General features: G+C 64.3%; 31 protein-coding genes and 1 tRNA gene. 20 read left to right on the top strand and 12 right to left on the bottom strand.

Annotated features, from left to right (window positions below; genetic code table 11):
• The first annotated feature begins 151 nt into the window (after positions 1-151).
• The 4 genes from FJW03_RS12895 (at position 152) to FJW03_RS12880 (ending at position 3,409) form a co-directional block, all read left to right on the top strand.
• Positions 152-334 carry a hypothetical protein gene (locus tag FJW03_RS12895; RefSeq protein WP_226890643.1) on the top strand — a complete coding sequence of 61 codons (183 nt, stop codon included), beginning with the start codon at positions 152-154 and terminating at the stop codon, positions 332-334.
• A gap of 84 nt (positions 335-418) precedes the next feature.
• Entirely contained in the window at positions 419-1,588 is a 1,170-nt protein-coding gene (locus FJW03_RS12890; protein WP_181173390.1) for a PLP-dependent aminotransferase family protein, read from the top strand.
• A 108-nt stretch (positions 1,589-1,696) separates the two neighbouring features.
• On the top strand, positions 1,697-2,314 hold the full coding sequence (locus FJW03_RS12885) for a C39 family peptidase (protein WP_140767307.1): 618 nt from the start codon (positions 1,697-1,699) through the stop codon (positions 2,312-2,314).
• 15 nt (positions 2,315-2,329) lie between these two features.
• Positions 2,330-3,409: a D-alanine--D-alanine ligase family protein gene (locus tag FJW03_RS12880; RefSeq protein ID WP_140767306.1), complete on the top strand. Its 1,080-nt coding sequence runs from the start codon at positions 2,330-2,332 to the stop codon at positions 3,407-3,409.
• A gap of 163 nt (positions 3,410-3,572) precedes the next feature.
• On the opposite strand, the gene FJW03_RS12875 is transcribed toward FJW03_RS12880, so the two are convergent.
• Positions 3,573-4,010 (bottom strand): hypothetical protein, encoded by a 438-nt coding sequence (locus tag FJW03_RS12875; protein WP_226890642.1) that lies wholly within the window; start codon positions 4,008-4,010, stop codon positions 3,573-3,575.
• 140 nt (positions 4,011-4,150) lie between these two features.
• On the opposite strand from FJW03_RS12875, the gene FJW03_RS12870 reads away from it, so the two are divergent.
• Together FJW03_RS12870 and FJW03_RS12865 are read left to right on the top strand one after the other, a co-directional pair.
• On the top strand, positions 4,151-4,417 hold the full coding sequence (locus FJW03_RS12870) for a hypothetical protein (RefSeq protein WP_140613197.1): 267 nt from the start codon (positions 4,151-4,153) through the stop codon (positions 4,415-4,417).
• Positions 4,418-4,486: 69 nt separating this feature from the next.
• Positions 4,487-5,593 (top strand): sensor histidine kinase, encoded by a 1,107-nt coding sequence (locus FJW03_RS12865; protein ID WP_140767304.1) that lies wholly within the window; start codon positions 4,487-4,489, stop codon positions 5,591-5,593.
• Positions 5,594-5,730: 137 nt separating this feature from the next.
• Here FJW03_RS12865 and FJW03_RS12860 read toward each other — a convergent pair whose 3' ends face one another.
• The 5 genes from FJW03_RS12860 to FJW03_RS12840 form a co-directional block, all read right to left on the bottom strand.
• The gene (locus FJW03_RS12860) at positions 5,731-5,961 is read right to left on the bottom strand and encodes a DUF378 domain-containing protein (protein WP_140741595.1); all 231 of its coding nucleotides are present in this window, start codon (positions 5,959-5,961) and stop codon (positions 5,731-5,733) included.
• A 198-nt stretch (positions 5,962-6,159) separates the two neighbouring features.
• Positions 6,160-6,405, bottom strand: coding sequence for a DUF982 domain-containing protein (locus tag FJW03_RS12855; protein WP_140613195.1), 246 nt, complete (start codon positions 6,403-6,405; stop codon positions 6,160-6,162).
• Positions 6,406-6,571: 166 nt separating this feature from the next.
• Positions 6,572-6,775: a hypothetical protein gene (locus FJW03_RS12850; RefSeq protein WP_140767303.1), complete on the bottom strand. Its 204-nt coding sequence runs from the start codon at positions 6,773-6,775 to the stop codon at positions 6,572-6,574.
• Positions 6,776-6,876: 101 nt separating this feature from the next.
• Positions 6,877-6,950 (bottom strand) — tRNA-Gln (locus tag FJW03_RS12845).
• Positions 6,951-6,987: 37 nt separating this feature from the next.
• On the bottom strand, positions 6,988-7,284 hold the full coding sequence (locus tag FJW03_RS12840) for a hypothetical protein (RefSeq protein ID WP_181173389.1): 297 nt from the start codon (positions 7,282-7,284) through the stop codon (positions 6,988-6,990).
• Between the two features lie 672 nt (positions 7,285-7,956).
• Here FJW03_RS12840 and FJW03_RS12835 point away from each other — a divergent pair.
• On the top strand, positions 7,957-8,253 hold the full coding sequence (locus FJW03_RS12835; protein ID WP_140767302.1) for a hypothetical protein: 297 nt from the start codon (positions 7,957-7,959) through the stop codon (positions 8,251-8,253).
• 87 nt (positions 8,254-8,340) lie between these two features.
• Complete coding sequence (locus FJW03_RS30035) at positions 8,341-8,475, top strand: hypothetical protein (protein ID WP_264296522.1); 135 nt, start codon at positions 8,341-8,343, stop codon at positions 8,473-8,475.
• A gap of 129 nt (positions 8,476-8,604) precedes the next feature.
• Here FJW03_RS30035 and FJW03_RS12830 read toward each other — a convergent pair whose 3' ends face one another.
• The 4 genes from FJW03_RS12830 to FJW03_RS12815 all read right to left on the bottom strand — a co-directional run bounded on the left by FJW03_RS12830 (position 8,605) and on the right by FJW03_RS12815 (position 9,924).
• The gene (locus tag FJW03_RS12830; protein ID WP_140767301.1) at positions 8,605-8,850 is read right to left on the bottom strand and encodes a DUF982 domain-containing protein; all 246 of its coding nucleotides are present in this window, start codon (positions 8,848-8,850) and stop codon (positions 8,605-8,607) included.
• Between the two features lie 12 nt (positions 8,851-8,862).
• Positions 8,863-9,099 (bottom strand): DUF982 domain-containing protein, encoded by a 237-nt coding sequence (locus FJW03_RS12825; RefSeq protein ID WP_140613191.1) that lies wholly within the window; start codon positions 9,097-9,099, stop codon positions 8,863-8,865.
• A gap of 122 nt (positions 9,100-9,221) precedes the next feature.
• Positions 9,222-9,665, bottom strand: a complete 444-nt coding sequence (locus FJW03_RS12820) for a GFA family protein (protein WP_140767300.1) — start codon at positions 9,663-9,665, stop codon at positions 9,222-9,224.
• A gap of 79 nt (positions 9,666-9,744) precedes the next feature.
• The gene (locus tag FJW03_RS12815) at positions 9,745-9,924 is read right to left on the bottom strand and encodes a DUF3606 domain-containing protein (RefSeq protein ID WP_140613189.1); all 180 of its coding nucleotides are present in this window, start codon (positions 9,922-9,924) and stop codon (positions 9,745-9,747) included.
• Between the two features lie 702 nt (positions 9,925-10,626).
• On the opposite strand from FJW03_RS12815, the gene FJW03_RS12810 reads away from it, so the two are divergent.
• Complete coding sequence (locus FJW03_RS12810; protein ID WP_140767299.1) at positions 10,627-11,055, top strand: DoxX family protein; 429 nt, start codon at positions 10,627-10,629, stop codon at positions 11,053-11,055.
• A gap of 48 nt (positions 11,056-11,103) precedes the next feature.
• On the opposite strand, the gene FJW03_RS12805 is transcribed toward FJW03_RS12810, so the two are convergent.
• Positions 11,104-11,409 carry a hypothetical protein gene (locus tag FJW03_RS12805; RefSeq protein WP_140613187.1) on the bottom strand — a complete coding sequence of 102 codons (306 nt, stop codon included), beginning with the start codon at positions 11,407-11,409 and terminating at the stop codon, positions 11,104-11,106.
• 190 nt (positions 11,410-11,599) lie between these two features.
• On the opposite strand from FJW03_RS12805, the gene FJW03_RS12800 reads away from it, so the two are divergent.
• The 10 genes from FJW03_RS12800 (at position 11,600) to FJW03_RS12755 (ending at position 17,720) form a co-directional block, all read left to right on the top strand.
• The gene (locus tag FJW03_RS12800; RefSeq protein ID WP_140767298.1) at positions 11,600-11,968 is read left to right on the top strand and encodes a phospholipid-binding protein; all 369 of its coding nucleotides are present in this window, start codon (positions 11,600-11,602) and stop codon (positions 11,966-11,968) included.
• Between the two features lie 496 nt (positions 11,969-12,464).
• A complete protein-coding gene (locus FJW03_RS12795) occupies positions 12,465-12,848 on the top strand; it encodes a hypothetical protein (protein WP_140767297.1) in 384 nt (127 codons plus the stop codon).
• The gene (locus FJW03_RS12790; RefSeq protein ID WP_140767296.1) at positions 12,841-13,227 is read left to right on the top strand and encodes a hypothetical protein; all 387 of its coding nucleotides are present in this window, start codon (positions 12,841-12,843) and stop codon (positions 13,225-13,227) included. Before FJW03_RS12795 ends, FJW03_RS12790 begins: the two co-directional genes overlap by 8 nt.
• 97 nt (positions 13,228-13,324) lie before the next feature.
• Positions 13,325-13,879 (top strand): terminase large subunit domain-containing protein, encoded by a 555-nt coding sequence (locus tag FJW03_RS12785; protein ID WP_264296521.1) that lies wholly within the window; start codon positions 13,325-13,327, stop codon positions 13,877-13,879.
• A gap of 230 nt (positions 13,880-14,109) precedes the next feature.
• Complete coding sequence (locus FJW03_RS12780) at positions 14,110-15,393, top strand: IS4 family transposase (protein ID WP_181168954.1); 1,284 nt, start codon at positions 14,110-14,112, stop codon at positions 15,391-15,393.
• A gap of 131 nt (positions 15,394-15,524) precedes the next feature.
• A complete protein-coding gene (locus tag FJW03_RS12775) occupies positions 15,525-16,682 on the top strand; it encodes a glycosyl hydrolase 108 family protein (RefSeq protein WP_140766434.1) in 1,158 nt (385 codons plus the stop codon).
• Positions 16,683-16,684: 2 nt separating this feature from the next.
• Positions 16,685-16,885, top strand: a complete 201-nt coding sequence (locus tag FJW03_RS12770; protein ID WP_140609077.1) for a hypothetical protein — start codon at positions 16,685-16,687, stop codon at positions 16,883-16,885.
• Complete coding sequence (locus tag FJW03_RS12765) at positions 16,882-17,121, top strand: ABC transporter permease (RefSeq protein WP_140609075.1); 240 nt, start codon at positions 16,882-16,884, stop codon at positions 17,119-17,121. The genes FJW03_RS12770 and FJW03_RS12765 overlap by 4 nt, the downstream gene beginning before the upstream one ends.
• Positions 17,106-17,300: a hypothetical protein gene (locus tag FJW03_RS12760; protein WP_140609073.1), complete on the top strand. Its 195-nt coding sequence runs from the start codon at positions 17,106-17,108 to the stop codon at positions 17,298-17,300. Before FJW03_RS12765 ends, FJW03_RS12760 begins: the two co-directional genes overlap by 16 nt.
• A gap of 102 nt (positions 17,301-17,402) precedes the next feature.
• Entirely contained in the window at positions 17,403-17,720 is a 318-nt protein-coding gene (locus FJW03_RS12755) for a hypothetical protein (protein WP_140609140.1), read from the top strand.
• Between the two features lie 158 nt (positions 17,721-17,878).
• Here the strand turns inward: FJW03_RS12755 and FJW03_RS12750 are convergent, their stop codons facing one another.
• Positions 17,879-18,586: a hypothetical protein gene (locus tag FJW03_RS12750; RefSeq protein WP_140609071.1), complete on the bottom strand. Its 708-nt coding sequence runs from the start codon at positions 18,584-18,586 to the stop codon at positions 17,879-17,881.
• Between the two features lie 196 nt (positions 18,587-18,782).
• On the opposite strand from FJW03_RS12750, the gene FJW03_RS12745 reads away from it, so the two are divergent.
• Complete coding sequence (locus tag FJW03_RS12745; RefSeq protein ID WP_140609069.1) at positions 18,783-20,297, top strand: ArnT family glycosyltransferase; 1,515 nt, start codon at positions 18,783-18,785, stop codon at positions 20,295-20,297.
• The last annotated feature ends 77 nt before the right edge of the window (positions 20,298-20,374 follow it).

The raw sequence follows: 20,374 nt of genomic DNA, 5'->3' as shown, positions 1-20,374 counted from the left end.
TTGGCGAAATCAGCGGCGAGAGCGTCCTTCTCCCCGTCACTATACGGGGAGAAGGTGCCGGCAGGCGGATGAGGGGCAGCGCAAGCCTTTACCCTTGATCTCCAACCTCTTCCGCTTGCCGTTGCCGCCCCCTGGCCGTATCTCATCCACCATGACCGACATCCAGTTCCGCAAGGCGCAAGCCTCCGACCTGCCAGCCATTGTCGCCAAGCTCGCCGACGATCCGCTGGGCGCTGCCCGGCTTCTCGCGCGTCGTCCGTCCCGGGTCGTCAGCGGCTGGCGTATGCGGGAATTCTTTCAGGCTCTATTCAATTTGCCGGCAAGAGGGATATAGGTCAGCTAAGTTGACCTATATTCGAAACATCCGGGGAGGCGTGTCTTGACCCTTTTGAACCTGTTGGCTTCGCGCTCCTCGCGCATGAAGGCTTCCGAAATCCGCGAACTGCTGAAGCTGCTCGACCAGCCTGATATCATCTCCTTCGCCGGCGGCATCCCCGATCCGTCACTGTTTCCGGCCGATGCCATCCGCGATGCCTATGCCGAAGTGCTCGGCGGCGCGGAGGCGGGGGCGGCGCTGCAGTACCAGGTCTCGGAAGGCTATCTGCCGCTGCGGCGCTGGCTCGCCGGGCAGATGGGCAAGCTTGGCGTCGCCTGCGACGAAGCCAACATCTTCATCACCTCCGGCTCGCAGCAGGCGCTGGATTATCTCGGCAAGCTGTTCCTGTCGCCCGGCGACACCGCGCTGGTGACATGGCCGACCTATCTCGGCGCGCTGCAGGCCTTCAACGCCTACGAGCCGCGCTATGACCGGCTGCGGCCGGAAGGCGGCAACATGACGCCTGATGCCTACCGCGCGGCGGCGGCTGCGAATGGCGGCAAGGTCAAGTTCGCCTATCTGGTGCCCGACTTCGCCAACCCGACCGGCAACACGCTGGACCGGAAGCAGCGCGAGGCCGTGCTCGACCTCGCAGGCGAACTCGACATCGCCGTCATCGAGGATGCCGCCTACCGCGCGTTGCGCTATGACGGGGAGGGCGTGCCGCCGATCCTGGCGCTCGACTGCATCAGGTCCGGCGGCATCGACAAGGCGCGCACGCTCTATTGCGGCTCGTTCTCGAAGATCCTGTCGCCGGGCATGCGCGTCGGCTGGGTGTGCGCGCCGCGCCATGTGGTGGAGAAGCTGGTGCTAATGAAGCAGGCTTCCGACCTGCACAGCCCGTCGATCAATCAGCTGGTCATGCACCGCGTTGCCGAATCGGTGTTCGACGACCAGGTGGAAAAGCTGATCGGCGCCTATCGCGAGCGCCGCGACGGCCTGCTTGCCGCGCTCGAGGCCAACATGCCCGACGGCGTGACCTGGAGCCGCCCGGAAGGCGGCATGTTCGTCTGGGTGACGTTGCCGGAAGGGACCGACGCCACCGAGCTGCTGGCACGGTCGGTGAAGGAGGCGCGCGTCGCCTTCGTGCCCGGCAATGCCTTTTATGCCGACGGCAGCGGACGCAACACGCTGCGGCTGTCCTTCACGCTGGCCGACCGCCGCGCGGTGACCGAGGGCATCCCAAGGTTGGCGGCCCTGCTGAAGGGGTAATCCCGCCGCGCCAGAGGTCCAGGGCCGTTGTGCGTGCCCTTGATGCTGCCGCCTTTTTTCTTCGTATCTCGTATACGAGATTGGATTGGGCCGCACCCGAGGAGCCGCATGAAACCATTGCCTGAAGCCGTACCGTTTTTCAGCCAATGGGAGACGCCCGACATGACACTGGCCGTGCTCGCCGAAGGGGCCGACATCGCGCTGCGGCGGGATCCGTTGTGGCGGGGTTCGGGTGCTGAAACGTTCGACGAATACGCTCTCTGGGCCGCCAACATCTGCGGCATGGCGTGTCTCAAGATGATCCTGGCGACGCGCGGCGAGATCGTGCCGACGGTCGAACTCGCCAGGCAATGCACTGGATATGGCGGCTATGTCGTCAGCGAGGGATCGATCAAGGGGCTGATCTACGCGCCCTTCGTCACTTTCGTGAAGGCGGAGTTCGGCCTGGACGCCGAGGCGATGACCGGTGTCGCGACAGCGGACATTCCGGCGATCCTTACCCGCTCGCGCTTCTTCATCGCCTCGGTCAGCAGCTCGATCCGCTGGCCCGAGCGCGAGCCGCGATCGAAGGGCGGTCACCTGGTGCTGGTCACTTCGGCATCCGATCAGGGTTTTCGCTTCCACAACCCGTCCGGCCATACCAGCGCCACACAGGCAAACGCAGTGTTGGCGCCATCCGATTTCGACCGCTTCTTTGCCAATCGCGGCATTGCCGTCGCCATTTGAGTTCGAGGGATTTCCATGAAGGACAAGATCAGGGTTGCCATCCTCTATGGCGGACGCTCGGCCGAGCATGACGTCTCGCGCCTGTCGGCGGCCAATGTGCTGAAGGCGATCGACCGGACGCGCTACGAAGTGGTCCCGATCGGCATTTCCAGGGAGGGCAAATGGCTGCTGCAACCGTCGTCCGATGCCATCGGCGACGGGGCAGGGGCTCCGCTGTCGGAGGATGGCCTCGAGGTCGCGCTGCTGCCCGGCGGCAAGGGCAGGCTGGTGGCCGCGCCGCAGGATGGAGCGCAGCCTGAACTGCCGCCGGTCGAAGTTGTCTTTCCTGTGCTGCACGGTCCGTTCGGCGAGGATGGCTCGGTGCAGGGCTACGCCGAAATTGCCGATGTCGCCTATGTCGGCTGCGGCATCCTCGCCTCGGCCGCCGCCATGGACAAGGATGTCGCCAAGCGGCTGATGCGCGAGGCGGGGCTTGCGGTTGCCCGCTCCGTCACCGTGCATCGAAACGATGTCGGTTCGTTCCAGGAGATCGCCGGGATGCTTGGACTGCCGTTCTTCGCCAAGCCGGCGCGCCAGGGCTCGTCCTTCGGGGTGAGCAAGGTGAATGACAGGGACGGTTTCGACGAGGCCGTCGAAACGGCTTTCCGCTACGACGGCAAGGTGCTGGTCGAGGAGTTCGTCGAAGGGCGCGAGATCGAGTGTTCGGTGCTGGAGCGGGCCGACGGCTCGCTCACGGTGTCGCTGCCCGGCGAGATCATCCCGGCCGGCAAACATGGCTTCTACACCTATGAGGCGAAATATCTCGACGCCGACGGCGCGGTGGTCAAGGTGCCCGCCGATGTGCCGGCCGCGATTGCCGACGGGGCGAGGGACAGGGCCACGCGGGCTTTCCGGGCGCTCGGCTGCGAGGCCATGGCACGCGTCGATTTCTTCCTGCGCGCCGACGGTTCGCTGCTGGTCAACGAGGTCAACACGCTTCCCGGCTTCACCGACATTTCGATGTACGCCAAGGCGCTGGCGGCAACGGGCATCGGCTACAGCCAGATCATCGACGTGCTGATCGAGCACGCGCTGGCCAGGTATGCGACGCGCTGACGGTCGATCCCGTTCGGGAGCATGTCCTCCCGGTCATGGCTGGTAGCGCAAGGCATCGACCAGCAGTTTGAAGGCCGGCTGGGCAATAGAAGTGGCAGGCCGGCGGCGGCGGTGTCCATTTGCCCAGCGCCTTGACCCGCCGCCCGATTTGGCGTTCGCCGGACTATTGCACCGAGACATGTTGACGAAGATCGGGCGGGACCATCGCGCCCTCGCCACCATCCTCGGCGAAACCATTTCCAGGCAAAGCCAATCCATTGCCTTGAGCGTCGAATTCTATCGGCGCGCCAAACAGTTGGGCGGCCTGCAGGACCAGATATTCGATATCCTCAAGGGCGACGTTTTCCACAAGGTTCCTGACCCTGACCTGCTCGGCCACCGCGGTGATGTTGACGATGCCCCTGTGGAATGCCGTCCGGACGGCCGAATTGACGTCATCGCGCAGGCGCATGGAGAAGTTGTACCGCATCGAAGCCTCCCACAGGCGATCGGTTTCTATTTTGGTGGGAGCATGCACCCATGGCCGACCCCTGACAAGTGGAAATTTGAAAATGTGCAAATAAATCAGCCAGTTAGCACATTCATGCAAACGTGCAACCAACGTCTGATCCCCATCATGCGCGGGTTGCGCTGTTCACCCATTGGCAGGACTTGACGCAGGATGGGAGCAATCCTAACTATGAGCTAAATGAGATAAATACTAACTAAGCGTATTTTTAGTCCTGAGCGAGGAAACGCGCAATGGCTGAACTGGAACGCCCGGAACGATTGCAGATCATGCTCACCGCGGACGAGCTGGCGGCCCTGGAAAACTGGCGCTTCGAAAAGCGCATGCCGAGCCGTTCGGCGGCGGTCAGGGAGTTGCTGCGGCGCGGTCTTGCCTCCGAAGGCTTCCTGACGGCGGAGCATGGCGTCAAGTCACAGGAATTCGGCGTTCTCATGCCCGACAGCGGGAACGGCAAGGTAACCGATCAGCCCGGTAAAGCGGCCGATCGGTCGTCGGAGTGAGGGGCGCTTCGGCTGACATGCGCCAACTGCACGGGGAGCGATTGCCTTGATCCGTTTGCGCGCTACCTCATGGCAATGAGCGAAATCGTGGCGGCGGTAACCGGCATTGTGGACGATGAGAGGCAGGACGCGACCGCCGATGCGCGTCTCGCGGCCATTGTCGATTCCTCCTTCGACGCCATCATCAGCAAGGATCTCAACAGCATCATCACCAGCTGGAACTCGGCGGCCGAGCGCATGTTCGGCTACAGCGCCGAGGAAGCGATCGGCCAATCGATCCTCATGCTTATCCCCGATCACCTCAAGGGCGAGGAAACCGAGATCATCAGCCGGGTTCGCAGTGGCGGACAGGTGGCAAGCTATGAGACGACCCGGCGGCGCAAGGATGGCGTGCTCATCGCCGTCTCGCTGACCGTGTCGCCGATCAAGAACGCGCATGGCGAGATCGTCGGCGCCTCGAAGATCGCGCGCGACATTTCCGCCGCCAAGGAGAGCGAGCGCCGGATCAGGCTGCTGATGCGCGAGGTCAACCATCGCGTCAAGAACCAGTTCGCCGTCATCCTGTCGATGGTGAGGGAGACGAGCAAGCGTTCGAGCGATCCGCGTGAGTTCGAGGAACTGATCCGTGCCCGCATCATGGCGCTGTCGCGCTCACATGACCTGCTTGTGACCTCGGAATGGGCGGGCGCCAGCCTCTTCGACTTGATCCAGGAACATTTGAAGCCTTTCGGCCGCGAGGAACAGATAACGCTCTCCGGCCCGGTTCTGACGCTGCAGTCGAACGCGGTGCAGAATCTCGGCATGGCTTTCCATGAGCTTGGCACGAATTCGTCCAAATACGGCGCGCTGGGCACCGAAGAGGGCCGGGTCGAGATCACCTGGACGATCGGCCCGGGTGACCAGGGTTCGCGTGCTTCAGGCGAACGGGAATTCCAGCTATTGTGGGAGGAGACATCCAAGCCCCGCCCAGGAACCAGGCGCGACGAGACCGCGCGCAAGGGTTTCGGCACGGTCGTGCTGAAGCGGGTAGCGCCGCAGTCACTCGGCGGCTCCGCCGTCCTGGAGCGATTGCCCGGTCATCTCAGTTGGCGTCTCAACGCGCCGCTGACCTCGATTATCGTGCCGCAAGTCGGCTCCGAGGCCGACAACGACGCCGCGGCGGGCTTCGGCCCCTGAAGAGCGTCCCGGTTGACGCTGGTCTGGCCGTCGGGAGCCGTGTCGGTCGCGACGGGGCAATCACGGTTTTGTTCAGTGCCGCTTAAGCGGCCTCATACGGGTGGGGCGGCGGGCTTCCCACCGCCCCACCTTACCGGTCACGGATGATGGAGATGCCTTTCGGCATCGACTTCTCCAACCGTGAAGCTCTGGAATCCCGGCATCAACTGCCATATGGCGGCAAGGCCGATGATTACATAGGCCAGGCGAGCCAGGGTAGCTCCCCCGAAAACCATGCCGATCACGTCATGGCCCGTCAAACCCATGACCAGCCAGTTGAGACCGCCAAGGATGATGAGGGCGAGAGTGACGAGGTTCATGACACGCATAGACGCCTCCTGATGTTGCCTGACAAACGTCTGCGAAAAAAACGCCTGTGGTTTCAGGCAGTTCCATTGGTCACGACATTGTGAACGATGGCGACGATCCGTGAGTGCCTCGCGAAACCAGGCCGGCGGGGTGGGACGGACCATTCGAAAGGCCGTTCCAACAGCCCGCCTCGGCGCCAAGACGAGTGGCGGGGCAACTCACTCGACCAGGATATGCGCCTCGCGCGCGGCCTCGACGAAAGCTTCCCTGGCAGTATCGGGAGAGACGTCGCCACTTGTCGCACGGCGGCAGGCGCGCAGTGCCGACTGATGCTTCGGGCTACCGGCGTCGCGCCAATGTGTCGTCAGCAATTCGATGGCCTGCTGTGTATTGGACAGGTTGCGGGTGGCCCCGGTGACGCCGACCGAAACCACCACGGGCTTGGAAAACCACGCGGTTTGCATTGGAACCTCGACAAGGTTGCGGGCTTAGAACGCATACCGCGGCAGGTGGTTTCATGCCTGCAATCACTCTAGCGTGAGGCCAGGGAGCATCCGCCCGTGGCATGGCTCAAGGCCTGTTTGACGCAATTGCGGTCGCAAAACCGTTTCACGCTTTTCCTGGAATGCTTCAAAGGATGTTGGTCGTCACCTCGACGATGATCGCGGCAGCTTCCAGTTTGCCGTCGGGGACGTGCACGACGCGCGAGACCCGCAGGTCCTGGGGACTTCCGTCGACCGACAAGGAAACCCTTTCTCCAATCCGCGGCACCGCCTGGAAAATGGCGTTGGTGGCCGGCCGGTTGTCGATGGATATACGGCAGTTGACGGTCATGGAATGTCTCCTGTCTAGCCATGCCCCCAATCGTCAACGCCGGGTCCATCGAATGGTTTCAGGAGGGGCGGCGCAAAACCGGTGCTGCCCTGATGAAGGGCTGGTTCCCGCTCATGGGCTCGAACCACGATTCACGCCTTCAAAGGGCGCTGTCCTACCATTAGACGAAGCGGGAGAAGCGAGAACGGTTATGACGCCGGCGCGGCGGAGCGTCAATTCGGGAAGTTGTTGACCGGCTCTTCGCAGTGATAGACCGGGCAATGCCCGTCGCGGGACGGGATATAGGCCGACATCGGCACTTCCGGCCAGTCGCATTCATTGCCGAACTGCCTGACATAGCGGTCATAGGTGTTCGGACCAGTGGTCAGCACCACGGCGCGATGGCTCTGGATCATGGCGCGGATCTCGGTGCAGCTCATGCCGCGGCTGTCGGGCCGGGCCTCGGCCAGATTGGTCGCCGCGAGCATGGGGACCAGGGTCATCAACAGGATTCGAACGCGAGCGGACATGGCGGTTTCTCTTGGTTCTGACGCGGTGTCGGGCTCTCGAGGCAACTGCGGGCGCAAGACCGCTTCACACCTTCCGGGAGTTGCCCGAGCGGACATGCATTGTCGCATAAAACCCATTATCTGTCCGCCAGTTCCGCGACAGGCTGTGCGTTGCGCATGGCGGGGCTCCCGCGCAACCAAATCATGCCTCGCGCATTGCTGGGCATGGACGGCAGGAAGCCTTACGAAACACCCCAATGGCGGCCCGGAAATGAAGGCCGCGAAGCTATGTGCTGTTCCTTCTGCGGCGGTCGCGACCACCGCTACGAGGAATGCCCGCAAAGGGCCGATCCGCCTGCCACGACGTCCGAGGATGACGCGGTAAGATCTTGCTGACCCGGCCATGGCCCGTTGCGAAAACTTGCACCACATCAGATCAGACATGGCCGCATGGGCATGATGCCCTGGCCTCGGGTTCCCGGCACGCTGTTGCGGACGCGGTCGGCGAGTAGGGCCAGGCATGCCTTCAGTCAACGTGACGGCCGCGCGTTGTCCGGATCGGCTGACGGCCTTGCCGGCGCCAGCGACGCTTCCAGCTGGCGGGAGGGAAGTGGCCAACCTTTTCGGCCGATGGACGTTGTTCCTGCGAAAGGAAGGCCGCCGTGGGCGGCCGCGTTAGAAAAGGAGGCCGGGATGAAACCTCTCGCCATCGCGTCCCTGATGTTGGCGCTGGCAATGCCGGCGGCGGCGCAGACGCAGCCGAACACCGACAGCCAGGCGAAACAGACCGACAAGTGCCGTGCACAGACGGATCAAGGCGGCAAACAGCCGCTTGGCGGCGGCAATTTGACCGAAAAACTCAATGATTGCGGCGGCGTGCTGAAGCCGCCGCCCACCGGCGACCAGGGCATGGCCACGCCGGCGCCTGACGAAGGCAATACACCGATCATCAAGCCGGGCGAAGTGCCGGCGCAGCCGCCCCAGAAGTAAAAGCCAATTCGTCTGCATTGCTGGGCGGAGGAACCTCGTACAATGCCAAACGTTTCTTTTGACAATTGGATTTGAAAGGAACGGATCGTGAGAGATATTGTCATCACCGCCACGTTTCTTGCTTCCATCGCCATCGTGATCGCCTTGATGCTGATGGCGCCGAAGAGTTTCGGGTTCGAGACCTCCCATCCGATCGTGAGCGGCGATCTGCCTTCCCCATAATCAGGAGCGGTTCGGCAACAGAAAAGGCAGGCGGGAATTGGCCTGCCTTTCTGTTCTTGAAACCGGACTGTTTCTTTGTCCTGGCGCGATTGCGGACGGAAACCGCTACGCAATTTTCCTGGAACTGCTCTAACGAACGAGAAGGCCGGCGTGATCGCACAGCGCCGTGAAGGCCTCCTGTGCCTGGGCCGCGCCGGCATTGCTTTCGAGCGCCGCCTCGATCTTTTCGCGCGCGGCCTGATAGAAGGGACCGCGCTTGGCATGCGGCCAGTCGATCAGGATTTCACTGGCGTCCTGAAGCGTGGTCACCTCACGGATCGTGTCCGAGCCGTGGGGCTTGACCCGCATCGGGGTCGGCAGCATCAAATCGGCCATTGGTTTTGCCCGCTATTGCAGGATCCGCGCTTCGCGCGCGGCGTCGATCATTGCCTCCATCGCCTTTTCCGGCGCCGTCCAGCCGTCCAATGCATCGCGGCAGCTGCGCCACGCCGCCCGGTATCGCCGGCCCCGACCGGCCGGCCAGTCGCCGAGGCATTCCAGACCCTCCCAGGCGCTGCGCACCACGCGCTCCCGCTCGGGGGCGAATTTCAGGCGGATTGGTCGGGGAAACATCTTGTCGTTCAACGGTGGTCTCCGTGACTGGTAATGTCGCCCAGCCGAGCTGCGTTTTCTGGAGAACGCCATGCAGGAAGGGCGGCGGATAACGCCGCCGACAACGGAGGGTTCCAATCCCGAAAAATCAATTTTCAGTCGTGCGCGACGACGTCCGACAGAGGTCTGGCCGCCGGCAAATCGGCGTCTGGCGCCTCCGGCCGGTCATGCTCGAACTGTTCGGTGCCGGGCAAGGCATGCAGCCAGGCCTCGCGCCGGCCGATCCACAATTCGTACTCGGGAGTAAGGTCGGTCGGCGCGACGTCGAGGCTGCCAAGCATCACCTCGGCCTCCTTGTCGCTAACCCAGGCAAGGCGGCCGCCGCAGGTCGGGCAAAAGCTGCGCGTGCCATAGGAGGCAACTTCGCCCGATGTCTCGAAAGCGTCGCGCGGCCAGATGGCAAAGGCCGAATAGACCGAGCCGCCCGCCTTGCGGCAGTCCTTGCAGTGGCAAAGACCGACCCGCGACGGCCGGCCGGTGACAACGAACTGCACGCCGCCGCACAGGCAACTGCCGGTCCTGCGTGTGGTGTCGGACATGATAGCGGCTCCTCCGTCAGTCTGGCCTCCGTCAGGCTGGCCCCGTCACTCTGGCTTCATCAGCCTGGCATGCCGCCGGCTATCCGCGCGCGGCCATGTGGTTGTCAAGCTTCTTCCTCGAAGGGCCGTAGCGCTTGATGATGGTCTGGGCTTCGCTCTGCGGGATGCCGTATTTGCGGGCGAAGGCGGCGACCTCGTAGGTCTCCTCGCTCGAAACCTGCTTGCGGTCCTGTTTGATCTTCGATTTGTCGTCGGGCATGCCAGGCCTCGCTTTCCGTCCGCGGCCGGTCGCGAAGGCGTCGAACCCCTGGTTCGCCACGCGATGCCGCGGTCAGACATAACAGCGATCGACGCCGCTGGTTCCATGGAAGGCGGCGGACGGACCGGATAAGGTCTGCCTGGCGCCGGTCGCAAGCGATCCGGTTCAGGCCGAGGGGCAGACGGGGTCGGCGTCGTGCCGGCTGGCGTCGCCGCATTCGGCGCAAGGCGCGCTTACGCCAGGGCAGCCGCGCTGGTGCGTGCCGGCCGGGCAGCAAAGGCCATTGGAACTCGTCCAGCGCGGGCATTGGAAAACCTGCCCGGTGCCACCGCAGCCACTGCATTCCATAACCGGTGACCGGACCAGAGGGGACACCATCCCCAATCTGACGCTCGCGCCCAATTTTTTTATCCACCCAACACTGCACCGGTTATACCAGTGCATTAGCCCCGCCTTGACCATAGCACGATCATGGTTACGGACAAGTTCGTGATTTCGTCAGCGCCGCATGACGCGGCGCGCCGATGGCCAAGGCCTTGGCCAGGCCTGATCCTTCCCTTGAACGCTGGGGTACATCAGCTGGCAAACCGGAATCGGTTGTGTCGGATTGGCCAGGGGGACAGCCGGGGAAAAATTTGCCGAGGCCTGTCGGATCGGTGCCCGGCGGCACGTCCTGTGGGCGAACCAAACTGGAGAACGACCATGCCTTCGCAAATCGCTCAATCGTCGTGGCAGACCGCGGCCCTTCTCATTGCCCGCCTGATCTTCGCCGCCGTCTTCCTCATGGCGGTGACCTTCAAGTTCATGGGCATGGGTGCCACCGCGGGCTACATCGCCGCCGCCGGTTTTCCGTTTCCGCTCTTGCTCGCCTGGTGCGCGGCGATCCTGGAGGTTGCGCTGGTGCTGTGTTTCCTCAGCGGAGCCTTCTTCTCGCAGGCGGCCCTTATCGCCGCGGCCTATGTGCTGTTCCTGGCCTTTGCCTTCCACGGCCCCAGCCACTGGGCCGGCAACCAGGCCGAGTTCGGCTTTTTCGTCGACCATTTTTCCTTCCTGGCCGGCCTGCTGTTTGCGGCGGTGCACGGACCGGGAAGGATGCTGGCGCTGAACCTGGGATGGCCGGGGAGGGCGTGAGGCCGAGACCGCTGTCCCCCGGCCGATACGGCCCAGGCCGGTCTGGGTTCACATCTGGTCGTTATAGGCCTCTTTCATCTGGCCCACCATGCGGGCCAGCTTCGAAAAGGAGGGTATGTCAGCCTCCGGCTGACACTGGTTGGCCAGCTCCAGCAGCCTGATGGGAAAATTGACGGCGTCCCTGCTCGACGACGACATGCCTTCGGATCGTTCCTCGCTGGTCTCGCTGGCTTCGGCTTTACGCAAGGCGATGTCGATTTCCTCGGCCGACAGTACCCCCTTTCGGACAAGGGCGTGGTTGATGGCGGCGATGGCCATCAGCAGACCTTCGATTTGCAGATTGGCGACGTTCATGGTTTTGCTCCCATTCGATGGATTCCAAACGCATGAAGGCCTATTCCGATCCGGATGACGGTGCGATGTCCCCTTGATCGGGCGGCTGACGTTCCATCGGGCGCGCCGCGATGGAGCCGCGTGTCCGCGATGCCTTGTGCGGGAAAAGAGACTATGATGGCGCGGGCCGGGTAGGAAGCAGGAGGTGTGTATGCGACTTGCTCTAGCCTTTGGTTTTATCATGGCGATGACGACGGCCGCGTCCGCCGGCATGACGATGACGTTCGAATGGGGGCCGACAGCCAAGTGTTTTGATCCGAAATCGCCGCCGATAACACTCTCGGGCGTTCCCGCCGGGACGAAGACCCTGGCGTTCAGGATGACCGACCTGGACGCGCCCGACTTCAAGCATGGCGGTGGGCAGGTGGCCTTCGCCGGCCAGAAAACCTTGCCCTACGGAACCTTCAGCTATCGCGGGCCATGCCCGCCCAAACCGCACACCTACGAGATCTCGGTGACGGCGCTCGATGACAGCGGCAAGATTCTCGCCACGGCGAAGGCGCGAAAGCGTTTTCCGTGACACTGGGGTGCAACAGCGTCGGGGCCGGATCCACCATTCGGGATCGTGCGCCATCTCGCCGGTTTTACGCAATCCGGGCGGAAACCGGCCGCGCACTTTTCCCGGGCTGCTGAAAGGCCGGCATGCATGTCAGATTCGGATCACGCCGGTTCGACGCGATGTGAATTTTTTCCTAGGAAATCGTTGACCGGCTGAGGGCAGCCATGCTACATATTCGGCCATGGTGCTGATTTGCGCCAACGACCCGCCGCCGAGGCGGGTTTTGTGTTTCTGGCGCTTTGGGACCTCGGCTGCAACTTGTGCGCCAGCGCTCTCCGGCGCCCCCCCTGTCCTGCCGGACATCTCCCCCACCGGTGGGGAGATTGGCCGTCATCCCGGCTTTCGCCAATCGCCCAAGCCGCCAGATCGGGCGAGGCGCCCGAACCGCAATTCCCCCCAGAAGGGGAGGCAGGACAAAGGGGGCGCGACAGAACTTCTGCGAGATGTGAGAACCCTCATGCCACGTTACGCCACCATCATCACCGACGATGACGGCCGCGAGGTCGTCAGCGCCATTGGCGAGTTCGAGGGCGCGGCGCCGCAAGCGCGCCTGTGGCGGATCGAGCAAGTCGCATCCGGCGTGCTGATCGGCATGCTGTGGGACGCGGCCGGTGGCTTTTGCTTTCCGCAGCCGGGCAGCGGCGCGCGCCTTGCTGGCCTTACCCTGGCGGGGCTCAGGGCCCGAACCAAGGCGACGAAGCCCGCCGGGACGGCAAAGCCGAGGAAGCGCAGGAAGAAGCCCGCCCGATCGAGGAAACCGGCAAGGCGGGTGCCGAAGGCGGGCAGGGCGGTCTCCGCCAGCGATACCGCAGTAAAGGCGATAGGCGAGGCCAATGGCTGATGAAGTCGCCGCCAGGCCGGCACGGCGCAAAGCAAGGCGTAAATCCGTCGCCAACCCGGCCTCTGCCCCAAAGTCCCGCCCCAAGCGGACGAAGAAAACGCTCGGCGATGATTTCCTGACCGCGGTGCGGGCCGATTTCCGCGCGCACGGCGCCGGCGTCATCGCCGAGGTGCGGGCCGACAAACCGGACCAGTATCTGAAGATCGTGCTTTCCGTGCTGCCTAAGGATTTCGATGTTGCCGTCAACCAACTGGATGCCCTGAGCGATGAGGAGATCCGCAGCCGCATCCGCGCCCTCGAGGCCGTCCTCAGGCCGTTCCTCGACGAAACTGCTGAGCTCGGCACAGGCGGAATATCTGGCGCTGCTGGCGGAGCTTGACCGCCGACGTCGCTCCAACCAACTGGCCTCTTATGAGCCGTACAGACGCCAGGCGGAATTTCACGCGGCCGGCGCCCAAAACCGCGAAAGACTGTTCATGGCCGGCAACCAGCTCGGCAAGACCCGGGCCGGCGGCGCGGAATGGGCCATGCATCTGACCGGCCGCTACCCCGGCTGGTGGCAAGGCAAGGTCTTCGAGACGCCGGTCCGCCTGTGGGCCGCCGGCGTGACCGGCGAAGGCACGCGCGACAACCCGCAGCGCGTGCTGGTCGGCCCGCCGCAGCAGCAGGCGGCCTGGGGCACCGGCATGATCCCGGCCGATGCCATCGCCGACACCATCATGGGCCGCGGCGCGCCGGGCGCCCTCGACAGCGTCGTGGTGCGCCATGGCGGCGGCGGCGATTTGCAGGCGGGCGAGAGCGTGCTGTCGTTCAAGAGCTTCGAAAAGGGCCGCGAGAAATGGCAGGGCGAGACGCTGCACGGCGTCTGGTTCGACGAGGAGCCGCCGCTCGACATCTATTCCGAAGGCCTGACGCGCACCAATGCGACTGGCGGCATCACCATCGTCACCTTCACCCCGCTGCTCGGCATGAGCGATGTGGTGCTGCTGTTTTTGTCGGCGGGTGAGGTGGAGAAGATGGGCAAGGGGTGAACGCTCTCTTCCTTCTCCCCTTGTGGGCTAGCGTGCGCACACATCTGCTTCGGAGGGGTGTCAAGGGACGTATTGGCCGGGCGGCAGATGGGGCTTGAAGGGTTGGAATCGTGTGTGATTCTGTAGCTGCCATTGTTGATTCGGGAGATTTCGACGATGGCACCGCTGCTTGGATACTTCGGCGACCTGCGCTTGCAAAAAAGGGGAGCATGGTGCTGGAGCGCATGTGCATGCGCATCAGCGCGGGCATGCGTCGGCTGGCCGATACACGCGCGGAACAGGTTGCGTTCACGCGGCTGTTTGGCAATCCCAACGTGACGGTGCAGGAGATCGTGCGCACGGCGGCGGCGCAAACGGCCAAGGCGGCGGCCGGCCGTCATGTGCTGATCATCGAGGACAGCAGCGAGATCAACTATCAGGCCAAGGCCTCGCGCAAGCGCGGCCTCGGATGTGTCGGCAACGGCAAGGATATCGGGCTGTTCGTACACCCGGCTCTGGCCGTGGATGCCGGCGACGGGTCGGTGCTGGGCCTTGCGGCGGCCACGATCTGGCGGCGCCGGGGGCAGAAGGCGGACGACTACCAGGCCCTGCCGATCGAAGCCAAGGAAAGCTACAAATGGATCGCCACCGCCACGGCGGCCCGCCAGGCGCTGACCGACACGCCGCTCCTCACCGTGATCGGCGACCGCGAGGCCGACATCTACGAGGTGCTGGCAAGGCTGCCTGACGAGCGCACGCATGTGCTCATGCGCGCTGTGCGCGATCGGGCGCTGGGGGAAGAGGGCGGCCGCTTGTTCGGCGAGATAGCCAAGACGCCGGAAGCCGGCCGCATCGCCTTCGATCTGCAGGCGCGTCCCGGCCGGCCGGGACGCAAGGTGCACCTGGCCGTTCGCTTCGCCGAGGTCACCTTGCGCCAGCCGCGCCTTGGGGCCGACCGCCGCGATCCGCGCGCGGTCAGGCTCAATATCGTGGAAGTGCGCGAGATCGATCCGCCTTCGCCCAAGGACGCGGTGATCTGGCGGCTGTTGACAACCCACACCGTCAAGACACTCGCCGATGCCATCGCCATCGTCGATCTCTACCGGTCGCGCTGGACCATCGAGCAGTTGTTCCGGACCTTGAAGTCGCAGGCCATCGATCTGGAGGAAAGCCTCATCGCCGATGGCGATGCACTCGAACGTCTGGCTGCAACCGCGCTGATCGTGGCCACCAGGGTTATGCAACTCGTGCACGGGCGCGACGCGGCCGGCCAGACCCTCAGGGCCACACGCCTCTTCAATCCCGCCGAGATCGCCGTTCTGGACGCGCTGGTCGCCAGGCTGGAAGGCAAGACCCAAACGCAGAAGAACCCGCATCCGCCACACACGCTCGCTTGGGCGGCCTGGTGCATTGCCCGGCTCGGCGGCTGGAACGGCTATCCAAAGGAGCGCCCGCCGGGCCCGGTCACCTTCAGCAACGGCCTCAAACGCTTCCACGCCATTGTTGAGGGCTTCGTCCTTGCAAACCCATACTGACCACCGCCAAATCAAATGTGTGCGCACGCTAGCCCACAAGGGGGAGGGAACGCTGCCGCGCCAACCGCAAAAGATAACGCCTTCACAGAGCGATACAGCCAAGGCTTAGCAAGCTGATTCCGGAACTCCCCATGTCCCGTCACGTCACCTTCATGACCATTGACGACGCCGCTCACTACAGCGCCGAGCAGCGCGCCGCGATCGTCGCCGCCTACCCCGCGCATGAGCGCGAGGCGCGGGCGCGCGGCATTCCGGTGCTGGGTTCGGGCCGCATCTTTCCGGTAGCCGAGGCGCTGATCGCCTGCGAGCCGTTCCGGCTGCCGCGCTACTGGCCGCGCATCGGGGCGCTCGATTTCGGCTGGGACCATCCCTCGGCCGCGGTCGAGCTCGCCTGGGATACGGAGACCGATGTCGTCTATGTCACCAAGGCCGCCAGAGCTTCGCAGCAAACACCCGCCATGCAGACACTGACGCTGAAGCCCTGGGGCGCTTGGCTGCCCTGGGCATGGCCGCGCGACGGCCGCCGCGAAACGCTGGAGGGCGCGGGCACCGCGCTGGCGAAGCAATATGCCGCGCATGGGCTCAACATGCTGCCCGGCCACGCCCGCTTTGCCGACGGCTCGGTCTCGGTCGAGGCCGGTCTGATGGAGATGCTCGACCGCATGCAATCCGGCCGCTTCAAGGTGTTTTCCACCTTGATGGACTGGTTCGAGGAGTTCAGGCTCTATCGGCGGTTCTATTGGGACGCTGTGCTCGGTGCCGAGCTGCCTGATGGCGTCGACTACGCCGTGTTCGATTTCGCGGTGAACAGTGGGCCGGGCAGGGCGGCCAAATACTTTCAGGCAACCATAGGCGTCTCCCAGGACGGACGCATCGGGCCGGCGACGCTCGCGGCAGTCAGGGCAAAGCCGGCCGGCGTCGTCATTGACCAACTCTGCGATGCGCGACTGGCGTTTCTCAGGCGATTGCCGACATGGGCGACATTCGGGCGCGGCTGGTCCGATCGCGTCAGGTCGGTGCGGGCCCAGGCCCTGCTGATGTCGGCCCCCGCGACAGTGCCCGCGCCGGTGCAGCCTGCAAAGCCGGCGCCCGCGCCTGAACCGGTCCAGCGATCGCCTCGAGTCGAAACACCCGCTGGCGAGGCGCCCGCGGCCGAACCGGTATCGCCGGAACCTCACCGCCCCGGCATCCCGCTTGCCGCAAAGACAGGTGGGTTCGTCGCCGCCTGCCTGCTGCTTGCCTATGCCGCCTGGCACCACATCACCGTCGCCCTGCAAGGGATATTCTGATCATGGCCACCGTCATCCAGCCGACCATCCGTCCGACCAACAAGCTGACGGCCGCGACCATCGCCGCCGCGGCAGTCTCGGTTTCCGGCGTCTTCGTGCGCAACATCTGGCCAGCCTGGTATGACGCCGAGACGTGGGCCACGCTTCTGCCGATCGCCGTCTTTGCCGTCGGCTATCTGGTCAAGGACGCACCGAACCAATGAGCGCGCTCCTCGCTTTCCTGCTCGGCAGTCCAACCATTCTGGGCATCGGAGCGGCCGTCCTCGCGGCACTCGGTTGGGGCGTTCGCCAGCGGCTGGCCGGCGAACGCAGCGAGCTTGCCCGGCAGGCCGCCGCCGAGGCCGCTGCGCGCGAAATCGCCGACCAGGTCCAGAACGATATCGGCGCGCTGCCGGCCGCCACAGCGCGAAAGGAGCTCAAATCATGGGCAAGGGATTGATGCTGGTGTCGGTCCTGGCCGTGATGGCCGGCTGCACAACCGTCAAGGGCGGGTTCTGCGCGGTATCCAGCCCGCTGCGCCTGTCGGCGGACGCCGTCGATGCGCTGTCGGACGCCGAGGTCAAGGCGCTGCTGGCGCACAACCGCAAGGGCGAGAAACTGTGCGGGTGGAAGCCATGACGGTCGTGGCACTTCCCCTGGATCCAGCCATGCTGCTCGGCGTATTGGCTTTTTCGGCGCCGGATCGACCTTCGACTTCCTCATCGCGAGGACGATGAAATGATGCATGACTTCTTCGATCTGCTCGGCATCAAGGGACCGGTCGTCGCCGCCGGTCTTGCCGGGGGCGTGCTGCGCGCGCTGTCGCGGCATCGGTACAAGCTGCGCGAGATGGTGGCGTCGCCGATCTGCGGCGCGCTCGCCGCCGCCTATCTGACGCTGCCCTTGGTCCAGTATTCCCGCGCCACGGGCCTGCCGCTGGCCAATGACGACACGACCACGCTGGCGGCGGCTTTTCTCATCGGCGTCTGCGCCATGTGGATCTCGGATATTCTGTTCGAGGTGATCGTTCGGAAATTCAGGCCAGCCCCGGAGGAATAGCCCCCGTTCTACCAGCGTCGACAACCGTGCCTGATGGCCCGGTCGATTGGAAGCCCGCCTCGGTTCGCCGGGGCGGGCTTTTTTGCGTTTGTGGCTCCTGATCGGCCGCTGCCATATCCCGGCGCTGAGGGCCCCGCCCGCATCCGGCTGGAGTTGCATCAGGCGAGGATGTTGACGGCGCGGGCCGCGACCAGCGCGATCGTCAGCAGCGAGATCATCGCCTCCGCCATCATCAGCAGCTTGGCGCGTTGCGAGAGCGGCAAGGTGTCGGTCGGCGAAAACGCCGTCGCGTTGGTGAAGGCCAGGAAGAAATAGTCGACGAAGCCCGGCAGCCAGTCGCGGATCTCGCGGTCGCTCAGGGTCATTTGCGGGAACAGGAAATCGGAATGCGCGCGTGTGACAAGGCCGCAGGTCGGCGGCCCGCCGCGGTCGGTGCTCCAGAACCACAAGGCAAAGACGATGACATTTGTGACCCAGATGTTGAGCGCATCGACCAACAGCGTCTGCCCGCTCGAGCCGGCATGGCCCGCCAGCAGCGCGCGCACCAGGAACACCAGTGAACCGCAATTCATGACGCTGATGACGCCGGTCATCACCAGGGCTGTCCTGCGGATCATGACGCGAAACCGGCCGACCAGATACCAGTGCTCCTCCTCGACCGCCTTCTGGGTGGCGACCTGCGTCCAGGCAGTAGCAACCGACAGGGGCACCAGCAGGGCAGCTTCCAGGGCCGGCGCCAGCCAGCGCGGGCCGAAGGAAAGATCGTTGATGACCAGAAGCTGCAGGCAGATGATGACAAGCACCGCGGCACGCGCCAGCCAGAAGTCGAGCGCGCGATGGTGGATGACGGCATGCTGGTGACGCATCGAGTGTCCGGGAAGTTCGGAGGGGATCGGGTGTGCGGGCTGGTTGCTCGGGGAGGCGGTGTTACGCCGAAATTCCTGCTCAATCTTGGTGTCGCAATGGCACGCAGGTATACTTTTTTGTAAGCTTTGATGTTAGGGCTGTTCGGCAAACTGGGCGATGTGGTTTAAGCGCCGCATGGTGGGAATAGATGACTCCATGGATCGTTGGGTGCCGGCAGGACTGCCCGGCACGGGCCTGGACTTGTCATCGGTCTGGCGTGGCCTGCTTCGTCATCCCTGGTATTTGCTGGCGCTTTTGTGCCTGGCGCAGATCCTGTGCTGGACGGTGGTGCCATCGCTGGTCAATCCCGCGCCGCCTGGCGACGTCGTGGAAGGCTTCATGTGGGGCCGCGAATGGGTGCTTTTGACCTACAAGCATCCGCAGCTTCCCGCCTGGCTGCTCGAGACCAGCCATCTTCTGACCGGATCGTTCCGCTGGCCGCAATATCTGCTTGCCCAGCTGACGATCTCCACGACTTTCGTCCTGGTCTATCTGCTGGCCCGCGACATGCTGGGGCGAAACCGTGCGCTGGCTGCCGTCTTGCTGCTGCCGTCGGTCTATTTCTTCGGCTGGCCAACCCCGCAATTCAATCATGACTACGCGCAGATGCCGTTCTGGGCGGCTATCTGCTGGCTGCTCTGGCGCGCCGGCCGCGGCGGCGGGCCGGGCTGGTGGCTGGCGCTCGGACTGGTGTCGGGCGTCGGGCTCTATGCCAAGTTCTCCACCGGCCTGCTGCTTGCCTTCGGTGCACTCTGGCTGCTGTGCGACGCACGTGCGCGCAGCCGGTTGGCCACGCCTTGGCCATGGCTTGGTCTTGCCGTTTTTCTCGCCGTGGCCGCGCCGCTGGCCATTGAGCTCTATCGCATCGATTTCTTGCCGCTGACCTATTTCGCCTACCGCGACGCGTGGGTGACCGAACACCGTGCGCGCCTCTATTATATCGGTGTCCAACTGGCCGGGCTCTCAGGCTTCCTCCTGGTGCTGGCCATATCGGGGCTGCTGCGGCGCACGCCAGCTCCACAAGAGCCCGTCGAGCGCGGCAAGCTCGCCTATCTCGTGTGGATGGGGCTCGGGCCGGCGATGCTGATCATGGTCGCCTCGTTGTTCACCGGCACCGGCGAGTCCTGGGGCGCGCCGATGTACAATCTCATTGGCGTCGTGGTGCTCGCTTTCCTTGGCCATCGGCTTGGCGCCGTCGAGATGCGAAGGCTGGCGATCTGCGCCTTCATCTGCATCCTCACCATGTCAGGCGCCTATGCGGCCATTCGCTGGACGAATTGCAACATAAGGGGGCGCATGGATGCTGTCTGCTGGCCGGCGCAGCCCATCTCTGACGAGGCGGAGACGATCTGGCACGCAGCGGCACCTGGCCGGCTCGACATTGTCGGCGGCGATACCAATCTGGCCATGCTGGCCGGCCTCAATGCGTATGACAAGCCGTCGATCTTCACCGACCTGAATATGAAGTTCGCGCCCTGGATCACAAGCCAGCGGCTGCATGACCACGGCATGCTGATGGTCTGGTCTGGTCGCGGCGTACCGTTGCCGCTGCAGGCATGGCTGGGCAACATCCCGGTCAAGACCGTTCTTTTCAACTGGTCGCGCGGGGCGCCGCCAATAGCCATCAACTTTGCTGTCATTCCGCCCGGCACGCAGTATCCGCGCGGCTGAAGCCTGTCGTCCGGTTCCACTGGCCGAGGCCGCCGCCCATTCCCAGGCGACTGGACGAAACGGGCGGCAATGCCCAT

The sequence above is a fragment of the Mesorhizobium sp. B4-1-4 genome, from assembly GCF_006439395.2.
Lineage (GTDB): Bacteria > Pseudomonadota > Alphaproteobacteria > Rhizobiales > Rhizobiaceae > Mesorhizobium.
This window is presented reverse-complemented; position numbering and strand designations above follow the sequence as displayed.

What these genes read in the sequence shown, in the direction of transcription:
- FJW03_RS12895 (WP_226890643.1), top strand. Translation starts at nt 152, where the DNA reads ATGACCGACATCCAGTTCCGCAAGGCGCAAGCCTCCGACCTGCCAGCC.
- FJW03_RS12890 (WP_181173390.1), top strand. Translation starts at nt 419, where the DNA reads ATGAAGGCTTCCGAAATCCGCGAACTGCTGAAGCTGCTCGACCAGCCT.
- FJW03_RS12885 (WP_140767307.1), top strand. Translation starts at nt 1,697, where the DNA reads ATGAAACCATTGCCTGAAGCCGTACCGTTTTTCAGCCAATGGGAGACG.
- FJW03_RS12880 (WP_140767306.1), top strand. Translation starts at nt 2,330, where the DNA reads ATGAAGGACAAGATCAGGGTTGCCATCCTCTATGGCGGACGCTCGGCC.
- FJW03_RS12870 (WP_140613197.1), top strand. Translation starts at nt 4,151, where the DNA reads ATGGCTGAACTGGAACGCCCGGAACGATTGCAGATCATGCTCACCGCG.
- FJW03_RS12865 (WP_140767304.1), top strand. Translation starts at nt 4,487, where the DNA reads ATGGCAATGAGCGAAATCGTGGCGGCGGTAACCGGCATTGTGGACGAT.
- FJW03_RS12860 (WP_140741595.1), bottom strand. Translation starts at nt 5,961, where the DNA reads ATGCGTGTCATGAACCTCGTCACTCTCGCCCTCATCATCCTTGGCGGT.
- FJW03_RS12855 (WP_140613195.1), bottom strand. Translation starts at nt 6,405, where the DNA reads ATGCAAACCGCGTGGTTTTCCAAGCCCGTGGTGGTTTCGGTCGGCGTC.
- FJW03_RS12850 (WP_140767303.1), bottom strand. Translation starts at nt 6,775, where the DNA reads ATGACCGTCAACTGCCGTATATCCATCGACAACCGGCCGGCCACCAAC.
- FJW03_RS12840 (WP_181173389.1), bottom strand. Translation starts at nt 7,284, where the DNA reads ATGTCCGCTCGCGTTCGAATCCTGTTGATGACCCTGGTCCCCATGCTC.
- FJW03_RS12835 (WP_140767302.1), top strand. Translation starts at nt 7,957, where the DNA reads ATGAAACCTCTCGCCATCGCGTCCCTGATGTTGGCGCTGGCAATGCCG.
- FJW03_RS12830 (WP_140767301.1), bottom strand. Translation starts at nt 8,850, where the DNA reads ATGGCCGATTTGATGCTGCCGACCCCGATGCGGGTCAAGCCCCACGGC.
- FJW03_RS12820 (WP_140767300.1), bottom strand. Translation starts at nt 9,665, where the DNA reads ATGTCCGACACCACACGCAGGACCGGCAGTTGCCTGTGCGGCGGCGTG.
- FJW03_RS12815 (WP_140613189.1), bottom strand. Translation starts at nt 9,924, where the DNA reads ATGCCCGACGACAAATCGAAGATCAAACAGGACCGCAAGCAGGTTTCG.
- FJW03_RS12810 (WP_140767299.1), top strand. Translation starts at nt 10,627, where the DNA reads ATGCCTTCGCAAATCGCTCAATCGTCGTGGCAGACCGCGGCCCTTCTC.
- FJW03_RS12805 (WP_140613187.1), bottom strand. Translation starts at nt 11,409, where the DNA reads ATGAACGTCGCCAATCTGCAAATCGAAGGTCTGCTGATGGCCATCGCC.
- FJW03_RS12800 (WP_140767298.1), top strand. Translation starts at nt 11,600, where the DNA reads ATGCGACTTGCTCTAGCCTTTGGTTTTATCATGGCGATGACGACGGCC.
- FJW03_RS12795 (WP_140767297.1), top strand. Translation starts at nt 12,465, where the DNA reads ATGCCACGTTACGCCACCATCATCACCGACGATGACGGCCGCGAGGTC.
- FJW03_RS12790 (WP_140767296.1), top strand. Translation starts at nt 12,841, where the DNA reads ATGGCTGATGAAGTCGCCGCCAGGCCGGCACGGCGCAAAGCAAGGCGT.
- FJW03_RS12785 (WP_264296521.1), top strand. Translation starts at nt 13,325, where the DNA reads ATGGCCGGCAACCAGCTCGGCAAGACCCGGGCCGGCGGCGCGGAATGG.
- FJW03_RS12780 (WP_181168954.1), top strand. Translation starts at nt 14,110, where the DNA reads ATGCGCATCAGCGCGGGCATGCGTCGGCTGGCCGATACACGCGCGGAA.
- FJW03_RS12775 (WP_140766434.1), top strand. Translation starts at nt 15,525, where the DNA reads ATGTCCCGTCACGTCACCTTCATGACCATTGACGACGCCGCTCACTAC.
- FJW03_RS12770 (WP_140609077.1), top strand. Translation starts at nt 16,685, where the DNA reads ATGGCCACCGTCATCCAGCCGACCATCCGTCCGACCAACAAGCTGACG.
- FJW03_RS12765 (WP_140609075.1), top strand. Translation starts at nt 16,882, where the DNA reads ATGAGCGCGCTCCTCGCTTTCCTGCTCGGCAGTCCAACCATTCTGGGC.
- FJW03_RS12760 (WP_140609073.1), top strand. Translation starts at nt 17,106, where the DNA reads ATGGGCAAGGGATTGATGCTGGTGTCGGTCCTGGCCGTGATGGCCGGC.
- FJW03_RS12755 (WP_140609140.1), top strand. Translation starts at nt 17,403, where the DNA reads ATGCATGACTTCTTCGATCTGCTCGGCATCAAGGGACCGGTCGTCGCC.
- FJW03_RS12750 (WP_140609071.1), bottom strand. Translation starts at nt 18,586, where the DNA reads ATGCGTCACCAGCATGCCGTCATCCACCATCGCGCGCTCGACTTCTGG.
- FJW03_RS12745 (WP_140609069.1), top strand. Translation starts at nt 18,783, where the DNA reads ATGGATCGTTGGGTGCCGGCAGGACTGCCCGGCACGGGCCTGGACTTG.